The 15,589-nt window shown below is 62.3% G+C and carries 14 protein-coding genes; 8 read left to right on the top strand and 6 right to left on the bottom strand.

Going from position 1 to position 15,589, the window contains the following annotated elements:
* Positions 1-124 precede the first annotated feature (124 nt).
* From thiD to EK416_RS08365, 6 genes are all read right to left on the bottom strand, one after another.
* Positions 125-961 carry a bifunctional hydroxymethylpyrimidine kinase/phosphomethylpyrimidine kinase gene (gene thiD / locus EK416_RS08390; RefSeq protein WP_127077053.1) on the bottom strand — a complete coding sequence of 279 codons (837 nt, stop codon included), beginning with the start codon at positions 959-961 and terminating at the stop codon, positions 125-127.
* 24 nt (positions 962-985) lie between these two features.
* On the bottom strand, positions 986-1,813 hold the full coding sequence (gene soxA / locus EK416_RS08385) for a sulfur oxidation c-type cytochrome SoxA (protein WP_164729926.1): 828 nt from the start codon (positions 1,811-1,813) through the stop codon (positions 986-988).
* A gap of 39 nt (positions 1,814-1,852) precedes the next feature.
* Entirely contained in the window at positions 1,853-2,353 is a 501-nt protein-coding gene (soxX, locus tag EK416_RS08380) for a sulfur oxidation c-type cytochrome SoxX (RefSeq protein WP_127077051.1), read from the bottom strand.
* 382 nt (positions 2,354-2,735) lie between these two features.
* Entirely contained in the window at positions 2,736-3,488 is a 753-nt protein-coding gene (gph, locus tag EK416_RS08375) for a phosphoglycolate phosphatase (RefSeq protein ID WP_127077050.1), read from the bottom strand.
* 26 nt (positions 3,489-3,514) lie between these two features.
* A complete protein-coding gene (gene fba / locus EK416_RS08370; RefSeq protein ID WP_127077049.1) occupies positions 3,515-4,579 on the bottom strand; it encodes a class II fructose-bisphosphate aldolase in 1,065 nt (354 codons plus the stop codon).
* Positions 4,580-4,885: 306 nt separating this feature from the next.
* Positions 4,886-6,094, bottom strand: a complete 1,209-nt coding sequence (locus EK416_RS08365; protein ID WP_127077048.1) for a phosphoglycerate kinase — start codon at positions 6,092-6,094, stop codon at positions 4,886-4,888.
* A gap of 390 nt (positions 6,095-6,484) precedes the next feature.
* Here EK416_RS08365 and EK416_RS08360 point away from each other — a divergent pair, with 390 nt between their 5' ends.
* The 8 genes from EK416_RS08360 (at position 6,485) to EK416_RS08325 (ending at position 15,559) form a co-directional block, all read left to right on the top strand.
* Positions 6,485-7,108: a class I SAM-dependent methyltransferase gene (locus EK416_RS08360; protein WP_127077047.1), complete on the top strand. Its 624-nt coding sequence runs from the start codon at positions 6,485-6,487 to the stop codon at positions 7,106-7,108.
* A 226-nt stretch (positions 7,109-7,334) separates the two neighbouring features.
* A complete protein-coding gene (locus tag EK416_RS08355; RefSeq protein WP_127077046.1) occupies positions 7,335-8,627 on the top strand; it encodes an OmpP1/FadL family transporter in 1,293 nt (430 codons plus the stop codon).
* A gap of 355 nt (positions 8,628-8,982) precedes the next feature.
* Positions 8,983-10,332, top strand: coding sequence for an OmpP1/FadL family transporter (locus EK416_RS08350; protein WP_127077045.1), 1,350 nt, complete (start codon positions 8,983-8,985; stop codon positions 10,330-10,332).
* Between the two features lie 541 nt (positions 10,333-10,873).
* Positions 10,874-11,587, top strand: coding sequence for a UDP-2,3-diacylglucosamine diphosphatase (locus EK416_RS08345; RefSeq protein WP_245433993.1), 714 nt, complete (start codon positions 10,874-10,876; stop codon positions 11,585-11,587).
* Positions 11,587-12,615: a glycosyltransferase family 4 protein gene (locus EK416_RS08340; RefSeq protein ID WP_127077043.1), complete on the top strand. Its 1,029-nt coding sequence runs from the start codon at positions 11,587-11,589 to the stop codon at positions 12,613-12,615. Before EK416_RS08345 ends, EK416_RS08340 begins: the two co-directional genes overlap by 1 nt.
* Positions 12,616-13,042: 427 nt before the next feature.
* Complete coding sequence (locus EK416_RS08335; protein ID WP_127077042.1) at positions 13,043-14,047, top strand: threonine ammonia-lyase; 1,005 nt, start codon at positions 13,043-13,045, stop codon at positions 14,045-14,047.
* Positions 14,048-14,074: 27 nt separating this feature from the next.
* Entirely contained in the window at positions 14,075-14,992 is a 918-nt protein-coding gene (locus tag EK416_RS08330; protein WP_127077041.1) for a metallophosphoesterase, read from the top strand.
* Positions 14,993-15,139: 147 nt separating this feature from the next.
* Positions 15,140-15,559: a L,D-transpeptidase gene (locus EK416_RS08325; protein WP_127077040.1), complete on the top strand. Its 420-nt coding sequence runs from the start codon at positions 15,140-15,142 to the stop codon at positions 15,557-15,559.
* The last annotated feature ends 30 nt before the right edge of the window (positions 15,560-15,589 follow it).

Genomic DNA, 15,589 nt, shown 5'->3' with positions numbered 1-15,589 from the left:
CATTTGCGGTTTCGTCGCCGAATGCAGCAAAAAAATGATCCGCCGCTCACGTTGCGAACCTGCTTTCCAAGCGACTTAAGGCGGGGCGAAACCGGCGGCAATGGCGCACGTGCGTCGAGTTTTATTAAATTTTCGGCATCTTCCAGAAATGCGCGACCGGCCCCGCGCCGTCGCCGATGTGGAAGGCGTCTGCGGCAAGCAGCGCGCCCTGAAGATAAGCCTTTGCGGCTTCGACGGCGCTGGCTATGGGGACGCCTGTCGCGAGGTGCGCCGCGATGGCCGATGAGAGCGTGCAGCCGGTGCCGTGCGTGTTGCGCGTCGGCACGCGCGACGCGGTGAAGCGGTGGATCTCGGTCCCGTCGAAAAGCACATCGGTGGCCGTGGCGTCGTCTCGATGGCCGCCCTTGATCAGCACGGCGCGCGGCCCGAGCGCATAAAAGCGGCGCGCCTGCTCGTCGACCTCTCCATCGGTGCGCGCGATGGAAACGTCGAGAAACGCGGCCGCTTCGGCGAGGTTCGGCGTGATGATGTCAGCGAGCGGGAACAACCCCTCGACAAGCGCGCGCACAGCCGACGCTTCGAGAAGGCGCGCGCCCGAAGTCGACACCATCACGGGATCGACCACCACGGGCACATCGCCCGCCCAACGGCGGAGGCGGTCCGCCGTCGCGCCGATCTGCTCCGCCCCGCCGAGCATGCCGGTTTTCACCGCGCGGACGTTCAAATCCGCGAATACCGCGTCGATCTGCGCCGCGACGATGTCGCCCGGAACGAGATGCACGGCGGTCACGCCAAGCGTGTTCTGCGCGGTGATGGCTGTGATCGCGGTCGTGCCATAGACGCCAAGCGCCGCGAATGTCTTGAGGTCGGCCTGAATGCCTGCCCCACCGGATGAATCCGATCCGGCAATGGACAGGGCCGCGACCGTCTTCGCCGTGTTGGCGGTGCCGTCAGCGCTCATGGCCGCGCCCCGTCGCCCGCGGGCTCATGGGCGGACGCCGGGCGCGGTGACGGGCAGGTTCCGGCTGCGCCAGTTCAGGAAGAGTTCGAGCGCGATGTAATCGTCCGACCCGTCGGGCTGCCCCTTGCCCCGAACAAGAGCGTTGCACATGCGGAACCTTTCATGCAGCGTGATCACCCGCTGCTGGTCCAGCTTGTACGCGGGATAAGCTACGGGATGCCCCTGGCTGAGGGTGTCTCCCCCGAACTTCTGGCCGAACCTCTCATGATGGCACTGCGCGCAGGACAATTGCAGAAGCCCTTGTTTCGTCTGATAGAGAGCGCGACCGCGCTCGAAGAGTTCCGCCGCCGGGCCGGTTTTGTCGACCGTCTCCGGGTTGCCGCGAGCGAGCCAGCGAAGATAAGCCGTCATGGCGAGCATGGGCGCGCTGTCTTCCGCCAGAACATCCGCGCCGAGATTGGTCTTGCGACACAGGTTGATGCGGGCCGGCAGTGTGATCACTTCCTTCAGACCCGGCAGATATTTCGGATAGGACGCAGCGGCGCGCCTGACGCCGTTTCTGTCGCCCGTGCCATGGCAGGAGCGGCATGACTTGCCGAGCGTTCCTTCTGGCGCGGACCAAGCTTTTTCACCCGATTCGACAAGAGCGAAGGCGGGATTGTCGAAGTCGTCGGCCTGCTGTGCGGCCACGGACGGTGGAAGAAACTCCTCTCCGGGGATCAGATATTTCAGGGGGTTCGAAGCATCGGCGGGCGCGAAGGCGCGCCGGGGCTCGCCCTTCGCGGTGAAGACCGCAGCGGCAAATATTCCTATCGCGATCTGAAACAGTGCCGCACCGAGGTTCCCTCTCACCGGTACGCCTCCCAGTAGCGGGCTTGCCTTTGGCCCGATTTATTTCAACGTCTTCAAATAGGCGATCAAGTCCTCGACTTCCGCCGCGCTCAGGATCGACGGCTCGCCAGAGTCCGACTTGTAGTAGGACGGCATGATGGCATCCGGAAAGTAGACCTTCGCATCAACGAGGATCTGCCGAAGCTGCCCTTCCGAATAGCGGCTTCCGATGCCGTCGAGGGCAGGGCCAATGCCGCCCTGATCGGCGACCGTCGTAACCGCGCTGATCTTGTGGCAACTGAGGCAGTCGCCCCGCTGACGGTCGACGAGCACATCGCGACCGCGGCTCGCATCGCCCGGCTTTCCCGTAAGCGGCGACGGCATGCTCTGGAGCGAAAGCGCCAGCCTGCTCGGCGCGTCGGGGTTCATGTATTCGAGGAAGTAACCTGCGGTCTTCCGCTTGCACTCGGCGGCAGACGCGTCCGCAGCGCCTGAGAATGAGAACGCAACCACCGATGCCGCCCACAAAAATAGCGAGGCGCGCCCCTGCATCTTAGTCATTTACTGCCCTCGGCTTGGCCGTTCCCAATAAGCGGCTCAATCGGCGCGCGTCGAACAGGATTTATTCAACGCAAAACGTCGATCTTTACTCCTATACACAGCATGAGGCCGAAGTACGGAAACTTCGCCAATCCGTAACCCACCCCGTAGGTCGGCTACAATATTTAGCTTTGCGGGAGCGTCAACCATATAGTTTGATTCAAATTTGGGTTGTGTGCGCTAGTGGAGCGAATTTGATATTTGAGTCCCGGTGGCCGCGAGTTCTCGCTCGAATGTGAAATTCAAAAACCCCAATAGAATCATGATGTTGCTAGCGGTCCTTTCGATCCGACATTTGCATCCGTTTGCAGCACGCTTGCGAGCAAATGTCGGAATCGGACCACTAGCAGGTGCGACGCAGCGCCTTGAGCGCTTGCGGGAGTTCCCCTAACGACGAAATGAGGGTGTCGCCGCCGAGAAGATCGGGTGCGGTCCGGCTGTAGCCGAAGGTGACGACGACGGAGCGGACGCCCGCCGCCTTCGCGCAGCCAACGTCGGCTTCGCTATCGCCGACCATCACCGCGCAGCAGGGCGAGACGTCGAGCGCATGAAGAACATCGAGCAGCGGACCTGCATCGGGCTTGCGAGGCTGCCCCTCGCGCTCGCCGATCACGCTGCTGAAATATTTCGCGAGGTCGAGCTTCTGAAGGATGGCGAGCGTCGCCGCGTGATGCTTGTTGGTGCAAAGCCCAAGCTTCCGGCCCTCGGCCTTGAGTTGCTCCAGAAGCTCGCGCGCGCCCGGATAGACTTCCGTGTGTGTCGTCAGGTTCTCGCGGTAGGCTGCGATGAAGTCCTCCACGACCGGGACGATGCCGTCGGGATGCAGGCCGCGCGCGACAAGCGCGCGCTGGATGAGCGTCGGCACGCCGCCGCCGATCATGTCTTTCACCTCGGGCACCGTGAACGGGTCAAGGCCGCGTTTTCCCGTCGCGACGTTGAGAGCGTGCGCGATATCGGGCGCACTGTCGATCAACGTCCCGTCGAGGTCGAAAACCACCGCTCGCGGCCAATTCGCTTCACCCGTCACGCCGTGCTCCTTGATTTTTGGCCTTGATGCGACCGTCGCAAACGAATGGCCGGGGAAGCCCCCGGCCATGGCTGTCAGTTTTTCCGATCGGCGACTCAGCCGATCTTCGGATCGAGTTCGCCGCTTGCGTAGCGCTTCGCCATCTGTGCCGCCGGGATGATCTTGATTTTCGACGCGTTGCCGGCCGTGCCGAACTGTTCGTAGCGCGCCTTGACGACCTTCTTCTGTTCCTCGATGGCGGGCTTCAGGAACTTGCGCGGGTCGAACTCCTTCGCGTTCGAAGCGAGCACCTTGCGCACCGCAGCCGTCACGGCAAGGCGCAGGTCGGTGTCGATGTTCACCTTGCGCACGCCGAAACGGATGCCGCGCTGGATTTCCTCGACCGGCACGCCGTAGGTTTCCGGGATCGCGCCGCCGTACTTGTTGATGATCTCAAGCAGTTCTTCCGGCACCGAAGATGAGCCGTGCATCACGAGGTGGGTATCCGGGATGCGCTTGTGGATCTTCTCGATGACATCGATGGCGAGCACTTCGCCCGTGGGTTTCTGCGTGAATTTGTAGGCGCCGTGCGACGTGCCGATGGCGACTGCGAGCGCGTCCACTTTCGTTGCGGCGACGAACCTGGCGGCCTCGTCGGGATCGGTGAGAAGCTGTTCGCGCGACAGAACGCCTTCCGCGCCGTGACCGTCTTCCTTCTCGCCGGTGCCGGTTTCAAGGGAGCCGAGCACGCCGAGTTCACCTTCGACCGACACGCCCACATAATGAGCGATGCGCGTCACGTCCGACGTGATCTGCACGTTGTAGTCGTAATCGGCGGGCGTCGAGGCATCGGCCTTCAGCGAGCCGTCCATCATCACGCTGTCGAAGCCGAGACGGATGGCGCTCACGCAGGTTTCTTCGTTGTTGCCGTGGTCCTGATGCATACAGATCGGGATGGTCGGATACTGGGCTTCCAGACCCTCGACGAGCTTGCCGAGCAGCAGGTCGCCGGCATAGGAGCGCGCGCCGCGGCTCGCCTGGATGATCACGGGGCTGTCTGTTTCCTTCGCCGCTTCGAGGATGGCGATGCCCTGCTCCATGTTGTTGATGTTGAAAGCGGGCACGCCGTAACCGTGCTCGGCGGCGTGGTCCAGAAGTTGCCTCAGCGTGATGCGGGCCATTTTTCGGCTCTCCCTGATTGGAACGAATCGTCGGTAATTCCGGCAAAGCGGAGCACTGCGCGTGCGTCTTTCCAACGCAGTGTGACGCGCCCGCGCAAATCGAGTCAATGCGCAGCGCTCGGGTTTTCACCTGATCGCTGAGCCGTTACAGCGTCATGCCGCAAAAAGCCGGCGGCCACTTTTGCGGATGATGCTCCAGAGCCGGACCGATCGGGAGTTATCCAACCTGATCGGTGAATCCGCCTCTGACCTAAGAAGAGACCGTTTTACCGATCCGATCGCGACACGATCAGATCGGAACGGGCTCTAGCGGATGAGCGCTGCCACGCCCGGGAGCGTACGCCCTTCGAGCCATTCCAGGAAGGCGCCACCCGCCGTCGAAACATAGGTAAACTTGTCCGTAACGGAAGCCGCGTTCAGCGCCGCGACGGTATCGCCGCCACCCGCGATGGTGACAAGCTTCCCCTCTTCCGTGAGCTTCGCCGCTTCACGGGCGAGCGCGAACGTGCCCTCGCCGAAAGGCGGAATTTCAAACGCACCGACGGGGCCGTTCCACAGGAGCGTCTTGCTGCTTTCGATGAGCTTCGAGAATTCGGCAACCGAGCGCGGTCCGATGTCGAGGATCATGGCATCCGCGGGCACTTCGCCGACCGGGATCACCTCGGTTTCCGCGTTCGCCTTGAACTCGCGCGCGACAACGGCATCGACGGGCAGCACGATCTTGCAGTGAGACTTCTGCGCCTTTGCGCGGATGTCCTTCACGATGTCGATCGCATTCGGTTCGCACAGCGACTTGCCGACCGAAATGCCGTCCGCATAGAGGAAGGTATTCGCCATGCCGCCGCCGATGAAGAGATAGTCCATCTTTTCCGCGAGGTTGCCGAGCACGGCAATCTTGGTCGAGACCTTCGAGCCGCCGACGATGGCGGAAACGGGCCGGTTCGGATTATGCAGCGCCACCCTGAATGCGCCGATTTCGGCAAGCAGCGATGGTCCGGCGTAGGCCGGCAGGATGTGTGCCACGGCTTCGGTCGAGGCGTGCGCGCGATGCGACACGGAGAACGCGTCATTCACGTAAATGTCGCCGAGCTTTGCGAGTTCGGCGGCAAAGCCGGGATCGTTCTCCTCTTCTTCCTTGTGGAAGCGCACGTTTTCGAGCATCGCGATCTGCCCCGGCTCAAGCGCCTTGACGACCGCGTCGGCGGCAGGCCCGATGCAATCTTCGGCGAAGGCTACGGGCGCGCCGAGCATTGCCGCAAGTTTGTCCGCGACCGGCTTCAGCGAATATTTGGCGACCGGTTTGCCGTCCGGGCGACCCAGATGGGAAAGGATGACGATCTTTGCTCCCCGCGACGCAAGGACGCGGAAGGTTGGCAGGAGCCTTTCGATGCGGGTTGCGTCGGTGATCTGTCCTTCCGCCATCGGCACGTTGAGGTCTGTGCGGATGAGCACGCGTTTTCCGGCGACGTCGGCGGATGCGATATTCTTCAACGAATCGAAAGCTGCTGATGTCATTTCTCTCCCCTGATGGCGCGCGTGTCTGATCGGCTTTTTCCGGCAACGGGGACGGCGGCCCCTCCGTTAGATAGGCACGGGTGAGACCTCCTTAAGTGAACTTAAGGGCGCTGCGTTGCGGTTTGTTGACGCTTGCGTGATTACCTGACACTTCTCCGTGCAATAGACAAGTCAGAGATATTTAACGCACTCTTCACGCAAGCTGATGGCGGGCGATTGCAATTGTGAAGCCGGAGTCGTATGTCTTACGCTTGTCACATTCGAGCAGGTATTCAAATCGCTTATCGTGCCGCTGCCGGGGCCGCTGAAAGCGCGAACTTGTCCGATGGCACGGGGTTATCGATTCGTTAAACGATCCCGTTTCGACGGGGGTTTGAGATAGCGCCCTTCATGAGCAAGCTCATCGAATTATCGGATCTTCCGCTGGCGGCCCAGGGGCCGGTGCTGTTCTGGCAGCGAGCCATCGAGAACCCTCTTCAGGTTTGCAGCCTGTTTCCGTCCAGCCCGTTCGTAGGTCGGGCCATGACGGAGGTTCTCGGCAAGAGAATCGAGTCCCACGTCATCGAGCTTGGCGCGGGCACGGGCGCTGTCACGCGGCAGTTGATCCGCAATGGCGTGGAACCCGACAAGCTGACGCTGCTCGAAATCGACGCGCGCCTCGGCGGCCATCTGCGCCGCCGTTTTCCCGATGTCGATGTGCTGATCGGGTCTGCGCAGGATCTGGCGAAGCTTTGGCAGGAGCGCAACGGCGAGAATGTCGGCGCCATAGTCTCCACGCTGCCGATGCGGCTGTTCTCGAAGAAGCTCATCTATCTCGTGATGAAGAACAGCCTGCAGGTTCTGGACGAAGGCGGCATGTTCGTCCAGTTCACCTATCGCCAGACGAGCCCGGTACCGCCGCGCGTGGTCAATGCGCTCAGGCTCAAGGCGTGGCGCTACACGCGTGTCTGGCTCAACCTTCCGCCCGCCGCGATCTGGGTTTACGAGCGCATGCCGCAACCCCGCGAGATTTGACACGCGCCGAACCGCAGTATCATTTTCGCCACCGCTGGCTGTGGTGTTGATGCATGGCGGAAGCGCGCTCGCGCACGCTTTCTTCCGAGCCACTGTCGCGCGGCTGACGTTTCGTGTCGCGAGCCGCGCGTGGGCAGCCTCGTGCCAGTTTCGGACAAGTTGAGACAGTTACGGGTTCCTTGATGGACGATTCACCGTGCGCGCTCGTCCTGAAAACGGGGGAACCATGACAGGCGGCCACCATTTGAAGCACTGCCTCACAGCGGGCAGCATCCTGATTTTAGGCATGGCCGGAGGCGATGCCGCGGAAGCGGCCGATGCTTTCGGCTTGAGGCCGCAATCCACCTATTTCCTCGGAGCCTCCAATGCGGGAGCGGCTGCGGGTGCAGATATCAGTTCCGTGATCTGGAACTCCGCCGCCACCACCGTGGCGCCCGGCCTGAATTCATCGTCGTCCTATACGGTGATCACGACCTCGCTTGACGAAACGGCTTATGGCGGCGCGTTTGTCGAGAGCGGGTTGCGCACAACCACGGACTCCGGGACGACGCGCGCCGCTGCTGCGTCGGTCTACACCTACCAGATCAACGATCAACTCTATGCCGGGCTTGCGATGTACGCGCCCTTCGGCCTCGTGACGAAGCCCGACAATTATTGGGCCGGCTCGCCTGCTGCTTCCACGCAGCGCATTTTTTCGGTCGATGTCAATCCGACGCTTGCCTACAAGATCACGCCGAACCTGTCCGTCGGCGTCGGCGTGCAGGCCCTTTATTATCAGACGCGGCTGAACTCCGGACCGATCGGTGTCATCGAGGGCACGGCGTTCCGGGGGAGCGACTGGGGCGTCGGCGCGACGGCAGGGCTGCTCTGGGAGGTCGCGCCGGGTACGAGCGTCGGCATCGGCTATCGCTCGGCTGTGGGCGTCGAACTCGACGGAAGCTATCGCGGCCCGGGCGTCTATACGCGCGCCACCCTCGACCAGACCCTGCCGGAGCAGGTCACCTGGAGCTTGCGGCACACCGTTCTGCCGGGCATTGCGCTGCTCGGCACCGTTCAGTGGGAAAACTGGGGCCGCATCAACAATCTCGTTGTGGCCTCCGGCGCCGGCACGGAAGCGGTCATCAACCTCAACTTGCGCGACTCCTGGTATTTCGCCATCGGCGCGGAATATCAGTACAGCCCCGACATCACGTTCCGCACCGGTGTCGCCTACGATTCGTCGCCCGTGACGGATTATAACCGCAATCCGGGGTTGCCGGATTCGAACACCGTGCTCGTCTCGCTCGGTGGTTCCTATAACTGGTCGCAGAGCATCCGGCTGGACGCAGCCTACGCCCACGCCTTTTTTGACGACGCGCCTTTCTGCATCGGCGACCAGATCACAGGAGGAACCTCCCATTGCGTCAGCAGCGCGCAGCCGGTTCTTGTGCGGGGCAGCTCGGACAATTCCGCGGACGTGTTTTCGGTCGGCTTCAAATACAGTCTGGCGCCGGTCGTGGAGCTTGAGCCCTACAAGTAACGATTTTGCGATAATCGCGTTCAGACCGGTCGAAAATTGCGTGACAGCCATGCAACAGTGATTGGGCAAAACACCGAACAAATGCCCCGTCGAAACTGATGAATTCGTCAGTTTTGAAGGGGCGCCGCAATCGCGACAAATCCGTCGTCGTTCCGCGATGTCATTGTTTTTATTTTATTTATTTCCATGCGGCGCACCAAATTTAGGGGCATTTCCCCTTCGCGCCGAAGGCTGATTCGGCTTCCTCTTTCGACCTTTCAGCCCATTGCCAGAGCAGAGAATTTAATGATTAAGTTCCCTCACGAGGAAAAATTAAAGGCGCGGGGCATGCGCCGGGCTCGCTTGGGAGGGGACTATGGGCACATCGAAATTCGTGCGGCTGGCGTGCGTCGGCGCGGCCGCGCTATTGGCTGGGGCCGCGCTGACGCACGAAGCGAACGCCGGTTCGTTCGGCGTGCGCGAGCAGTCCGCCTATTTCCAGGGCATGTCCTTTGCCGGTACAGCGGCGGGCGGTGACATCAGCTCGATGTTCTGGAACTCGGCCGCGACGGCGACGCTTCCCGGCTTCAACACATCGAGCAACGGAACGATCGCTTTCGGCGATGCAGACCTCACGGCGACGGGAGGGGCTTTGACGGGCCTTCCGCTGCCGAAAAGCGCCAACAACGGAACGGATGCGTTCATCCCGGCGTCCTATGCGACCTATCAGGTCAATGATCGGCTGTGGGCCGGTCTCGCGATGAATGCTCCGTTCGGCTTCATCACCAAGCCCGACCGCATTTGGTCAGGGAACGCAGTTGCCGACACCTCGAAGATCTTCTCGCTGAACCTCAATCCGACCCTGGCATACAAGATCACTCCGACACTGACGGTCGGCGTCGGCGCACAGGTGGAATATTTCAAGATCCGCCTCACGCGTGACGGATTCGGCCCCGGCACCGGAACCTCGTGGCGCAGCTACTCGGCGGACGACTGGGGCGTCGGCGCTACGGCGGGTCTGCTCTGGGAGCCAAGAGAGGGCACTACAATCGGCGTCGGCTATCGCTCTCGCGTCGATCTGGATCTTGAAGGATCTTACAAGCGGGATGCCGCGACGGTTGTCGTGCCGGGCGTTGGTCTCGTCACAAGCGCCTCTCGCGTTCGCACGACCGCAACCGGCGAGCTTTCGCTTCCCGACGAACTTTCGATCTCGCTCAGGCAGAAGCTGACGGAACGCCTCGCCGTTCTGGGCACCGTGGAATGGCAAGGCTGGAGCGGAATCGGCAATGTGAAGGCTGTTAGCGGTGCCTGCACGAACGGCGTCTGCGAAACGCTGAACCTGAACTACCGCGACGGCTGGAAATACGCGATCGGCTTCGAATATCTCTACAGCCCGACGCTCACGCTGCGCACCGGCGCGAGCTATGAAGTTTCGCCGATCGACGACAAGACCCGCAACATCCTGATCCCGGATTCGGACCGCATCGGCGTAAGCGTCGGCGCGAGCTATAAGTACTCCGACAAGATCACTGTCGATCTGGCTTATTCGCACCTTTTCTTCGACGAAGGGTCCTACTGCATCGCGTCGGGTGGCACGTCTTCCCATTGCGGCAGTGGCGGTACGACGGTACTCGCCGGCACCACAGATGTCGCCGTCGACCTCGTCTCTGTCGGCCTGAAATACAGATGGAGCGATCCGGTCCCCGCTCTCGAACCCTACAAGTAAGCGGGACGGAACGCTACGAAGGGGGTCAGCGCAAGCTGGCCCTTTTTTGCATTTGGCCGTTCACGGCTCTCGGTTCGTCGCGCGGAACGATGCGGCAATTCCCCGCGCCTCACGCTTCCCTTTAATCGGTTCCGGCGCGGGACGCGGTGCCATTCGCCGGGGGCTCTTGCTTGAACTTGGAAAGGGCCATTTTGCCGCCGGTCCCCTCCTCCGGGGATCGAAGTCGGCAGCCAGTTTTTTTGCTCTCCCCAGCCGACCCTCGCGCGATCGCGACGCGGTCCGGCCTTCGCTCCATGATGCCGCCCAGCAGGGCCGCGGGGCCTGCCTCGAATGGGCGAGAATCTCGTCAGGATGCATTTTTTTAATCGTGGGCTTCGCCGGGGATAGCTTTCACCTCCCGGTAACGCACTTAAAATAATCGTATTTCCTCTACGGGGTGGATCGATGCGTTTTGACGCGATATAAGACGAGCGTGAGATACCGCGCCATCTTTCTCTCGGACATGCACCTCGCCGCGCGAGCATGCCGTTCCGAGGACTTATTGAGTTTCTTGAAGTCCCACGACGCCGCCGTGATCTTCCTCGTAGGGGATGTGATCGATTTCTGGCGGCTTCGGCGGGGACCGAGTTGGCGCGCCTCGCAAACCGAGGTCATCCAGCAGTTTCTGGCGAAGGCACAGGCCGGGACGCGCCTCGTTTACATCCCCGGCAATCACGACGAAGAATTGCGCATTCTCGCGGGCACGACGCTCGGGACACTTGAGGTGCGCCTGCGCGCGATCCACGACACGGCGGATGGCCGCCGCTTCCTCGTCGTCCACGGCGACGAGTTTGACGACGTCGTGAACAAGGCGCGATGGCTCGCCGTGCTGGGCGACATCGCCTACGACGTTGCGTCGGCGGTGAACGTCGGCGTCAACGTCGTGCGCCGCGCGATGGGCATGTCCTACTGGTCGCTGTCGGCCTGGCTCAAATACCGCGCGAAACGCATTTTCAACGGCAGCAAGTTCGAGGGCCTGCTCACGGCCGAAGCGCGCCGCGTCGGCGCTACCGGCGTGATCTGCGGTCATATCCACCATGCTTGCGTGCGCATCATCGACGGCGTTCAATATGTCAATACCGGCGACTGGGTGGACAGCGGAACCGCCGTCGTGGAGCATTTCGACGGCCGGCTCGAAATCGTCCGCTGGACGGATCAACTCCGCGCTCTCCAGTCGAAACCGACAAAGACGCCGGTCGCGCCCGTGACATCGTGATGCGCATCCTGCTCGCGACAGACGCCTGGAAGCCTCAGATCAACGGCGTCGTGAACACCTACCTCAATCTGGAACGGGAAGCCGCCGCCGAAGGCTTCGACCTGTCGTTTCTCACACCGGAAGGCTTCCGAACGCTCCCGCTGCCGACCTATGACGAAATCCGCCTCGCGCTGATCCGGCCGAGCGATGTCGCCGAGCGCGTGGACTATGCCCGCCCCGACTTCATCCATATCGCGACCGAAGGACCGATCGGGCTGGCCGCGCGAGCCTATTGCCTCAAGGCGGGGCGCCCGTTCACGACGAGCTATCACACACGCTTTCCGGAATATGTCGCGGCCCGCGCGCCCGTGCCGGTATCGTGGGGCTACGGCTTCGAGCGCTGGTTCCATAATTCGGGCGTGGGGGTGATGGCGGCTTCGCTGTCGCTGTGTCAGGAACTGGCGGACCACGGCATCCGGCGCGTGCATCTCTGGTCGCGCGGGGTGGATCTCGACCTTTTCCGGCCGCGCTCGGTAGACCGCTTCCCCGATCTGCCGCGACCGATCTTCCTTTATGCCGGCCGCGTGGCGGTCGAAAAGAACCTCGACGCCTTTCTCGATCTTGACCTGCCGGGCACGAAAGTCATCGTCGGTAAAGGCCCGCAGCTCGAAGAACTGCGCAATCGTTATCCCGACGCGGTGTTCACGGGTGCCAAGTTCGGCGACGACCTTGCCGAGCACTACGCCAGCGCCGACGCGTTCGTTTTCCCGAGCCTCACCGACACCTTTGGCAACGTGCTGCTCGAAGCGATGGCGTGCGGCGTTCCGACTGCGGCGTTCAACGTCACCGGGCCGAAGGACGTTGTTGAAAACGGTCGGGTCGGCATCATCGGCGACGATCTGCGCGAAGCAGCGCTGGGTGCGCTCAAGCTCGACCGAAGCGCCTGCCGCGCCTATGCCGAACGCTTCAGCTGGGCCGCGTGCGCCCGCCGCTTTCGCGACATCATCGTCGAGGCCAACAGCGACTCGTCCGACCGCCGCGATGGGTAAACCGGAGCGGTGGATTTGAAATCGGCCTCACTTTGTGGCGCGTACGTTGCCGATTTCGGTCCCGACTTTGAATGCGACTGAAGCCCGACCTGTCCGTGGGGCGCATTCAAAAAGCGATGTTCGACCTTGGATCTCTCGGCCCCGTCGTGATCAATCGTTCAGGGCACCAAGCCATTATCCGCTAGGGCGCTCCCCGCTTCGGCGAAACTGCGCGAGTAGAAAATGCCTGCCAATGGACGCCCGCTTGACGGCGTGAATTGACATTCGGGGCTGACCTGCCGCACGCTGGTTTCCGGTGTCGAAATCAAAGCTCCACGAGACTCGAAGGAGTTGTCCCTGGTCCTCTGGTTTTGACGCGTCTTGTTCACGCGAACCGGTTCACTTCGCTGGAAAATGCTCTGGGACAAACGACACGCGGGACGCTTTCATGCAGACGCCGACGATTGAAGACATTGTTGACGCCGACAAACGCATCCGGCCTCACGCCGTCGAAACGCCGCTTCTTGAGTTCGGCACGCTGAACGAAAAACTCGGCGGGCGCATCCTCTGCAAGGTGGAAGCCCTTCAGCGCACCGGGAGTTTCAAGTTTCGCGGCGCCTATAACCGCGTATCCCGTGTCGACAGACAGGCATTCCCCGGCGGCGTGGTGGCCTGCTCGTCGGGCAATCACGCGCAAGGCGTGGCCGAAGCCGCCCGGCTCTGCGAAATCGACGCCGCCATCGTGATGCCGTCCGATGCGCCGCAGATCAAGATCGCGCGCACGAGCGCAAGCGGGGCTGACATCGTCTTTTACGACCGCGAGACTGAAGACCGCGAGGCGATCGCCCGCGACCTTTGCCAGAAGCTCGACGCGGATTTCATCGCGCCTTTCAACGATCCTTACGTGATCGCGGGGCAGGGCACCGTGGGACTGGAGCTTGCGCGGCAGGCAGAAGCGGCGGGTGCGAAACTCGACGCGGTCCTCGCTCCCGCGAGCGGTGGCGGCCTTGTCGCGGGCGTGGCGCTCGCCGTGAAGGATCGCGTTCCCGATGCGGAAATCTATTCCGTCGAACCCAGAGGCTTCGACGATCTGGCGCGTTCGCTCGCAGCCGGCAGGCGCGTGCGAAACGAGCCCGGCGCGAAATCCATCTGCGATGCGCTGCTCATGCCCGAGCCCGGCGAACTTACATTCGCGCTGAACAAGGATCGGCTCTCCGGCGGCCTCGTCGTCAGCGATGGGGACGTGCGGCAGGCCGTGGCTTATGCCTGGCGCGACCTGAAACTCGTGCTCGAACCGGGCGGGGCGGTGGCTCTCGCCGCGATTCTGTCCGGCGCTCTCGATGTGGAGGGCCGGACCGTTGCCATCGTGCTGTCGGGCGGCAATGTGGACGCCAATCTGTTCGCGGAAATCATCGCCGATAACAGAGAATTGGCCTCGCCGCGCCACGAATAGGTAAAAAACCGGCTGTATGATCGGCGCATGATCACACGCCGCCGCCTTCTCACCCTTGCCGCCGGGACCGTCGGCACGGGCCTCCTCGGTGCGACGAACGCGGTCGCCATGGAGCCGCGTTATCGGCTGGCCGTGACCGACTGGGATATCGAGCACCCGTCCTGGCCCGCTCCGGCGCCTCCGCTTCGCATCGGCGTCATGACCGACATCCATGCGGTTGAACCGTGGATGCCCGCGCGGCGCATCGGCGACATCGCGGCGCGGCTTGGTGCGCTGAAGCCGGACATGATCGTGTTGCTCGGCGATTACGTGAACGCGCTGCGCCCCCGCTTCGTATCGCGGTCGGTTCCGGTCAGGGAATGGGTTGCGGCGCTTGCAGAGCTTTCGGCGCCGCTCGGGGTGCATGCGGTGCTCGGCAATCATGACTGGCTCTCTGGCGAAGCGCCGTCGATCCGGCGCGCCTTTGAAAAGGCGGGGTTCGACCTCCTCGAAAACCGGGCCGTGAAGCTGTCGCATCGTGGCACCCCGTTCTGGATTGCCGGGGTCGTCGATCAGATCGTGTCGCCGACAGCGGGGATTCGGGATCTCGAAGGCACGCTCGATGCCGTGACCGGCGACGACCCGCTCATCATGCTGTGCCACGAACCCGACATTTTCCGCGTGGCCCCGAAGCGGGTCGCGCTGACGCTCGCCGGGCACACGCATGGTGGACAGGTTTATATCCCGTTCGTCGGCCGCCCCGGACTCCCGCCGCAATACAGCGGAGACAATGCGGATCTGGCTTATGGTCATATCGAGGAGGCCGGGAGGCATCTGGTCGTATCGAGCGGTCTCGGCCTGTCCCATATGCCGGTGCGCTTCCTCGTGCCGCCGGAAATCGTGATGATCAATCTTCGCGGCGTGGGAACTTCCGGCCTCAATATTCCTTTAACAAGCGAAGCGTAAACTCTGGCATTAAGCCGTGGTGCGCGTTCCGGCTGAGCGTGCGTCCGTGGCTGTTGTCGAGCGAGGGCGAAGAGCCTTTCGCTTCAATGTAAGTCGAAGCGGCTTTCGCTGCTTCTAGGGCACAGTATCCGGTTGTGGGGCACCCCGATGGGCAAGGTTTCCGTCGCCGTTGCGAGCGTTGTCGCTTGCAGCGTATCCTTTTCTGTTGCGCAGGCCGATGTGGAAGTCCGCATCAGCAAATCGCGTCAGATGATGTATGTCTATGTCGACGGCGAACATTACTACTCATGGCCAGTCTCGACCGCGCGCGGAGGCTACAACACCCCGAACGGCGTCTATAGCCCGCAGCGGCTCGCCGTGTTCCATCGGTCGAGCAAGTACAACAATTCGCCGATGCCCTACTCGATCTTTTTCCATGGCGGCTACGCGATCCACGGCTCCTACGACATCGGCAATCTCGGACGCCCGGTCTCGCATGGCTGCATCCGGCTGCATCCCGAGGACGCGCGTGAGCTTTTCGGCCTCGTCAGCGACAGCGACTATACGCGCATCGTCGTGACGTATTAGCGCGGTTCCCGTTCATTTCGGTTCATAGCC

The organism is Rhodomicrobium lacus (assembly GCF_003992725.1).
Classification (GTDB): domain Bacteria; phylum Pseudomonadota; class Alphaproteobacteria; order Rhizobiales; family Rhodomicrobiaceae; genus Rhodomicrobium; species Rhodomicrobium lacus.
The sequence above is the reverse complement of the archived record's forward strand: the minus strand, read 5'-3'. Positions and strand labels throughout refer to the sequence as shown.

Bases quoted from the DNA above. Each gene is read 5' to 3' on its own strand.
- thiD (WP_127077053.1), bottom strand. From the start codon at position 961: ATGAGCGCTGACGGCACCGCCAACACGGCGAAGACGGTCGCGGCCCTG.
- soxX (WP_127077051.1), bottom strand. From the start codon at position 2,353: ATGACTAAGATGCAGGGGCGCGCCTCGCTATTTTTGTGGGCGGCATCG.
- gph (WP_127077050.1), bottom strand. From the start codon at position 3,488: ATGGCCGGGGGCTTCCCCGGCCATTCGTTTGCGACGGTCGCATCAAGG.
- fba (WP_127077049.1), bottom strand. From the start codon at position 4,579: ATGGCCCGCATCACGCTGAGGCAACTTCTGGACCACGCCGCCGAGCAC.
- EK416_RS08365 (WP_127077048.1), bottom strand. From the start codon at position 6,094: ATGACATCAGCAGCTTTCGATTCGTTGAAGAATATCGCATCCGCCGAC.
- EK416_RS08360 (WP_127077047.1), top strand. From the start codon at position 6,485: ATGAGCAAGCTCATCGAATTATCGGATCTTCCGCTGGCGGCCCAGGGG.
- EK416_RS08355 (WP_127077046.1), top strand. From the start codon at position 7,335: ATGACAGGCGGCCACCATTTGAAGCACTGCCTCACAGCGGGCAGCATC.
- EK416_RS08350 (WP_127077045.1), top strand. From the start codon at position 8,983: ATGGGCACATCGAAATTCGTGCGGCTGGCGTGCGTCGGCGCGGCCGCG.
- EK416_RS08340 (WP_127077043.1), top strand. From the start codon at position 11,587: ATGCGCATCCTGCTCGCGACAGACGCCTGGAAGCCTCAGATCAACGGC.
- EK416_RS08335 (WP_127077042.1), top strand. From the start codon at position 13,043: ATGCAGACGCCGACGATTGAAGACATTGTTGACGCCGACAAACGCATC.
- EK416_RS08330 (WP_127077041.1), top strand. From the start codon at position 14,075: ATGATCACACGCCGCCGCCTTCTCACCCTTGCCGCCGGGACCGTCGGC.
- EK416_RS08325 (WP_127077040.1), top strand. From the start codon at position 15,140: ATGGGCAAGGTTTCCGTCGCCGTTGCGAGCGTTGTCGCTTGCAGCGTA.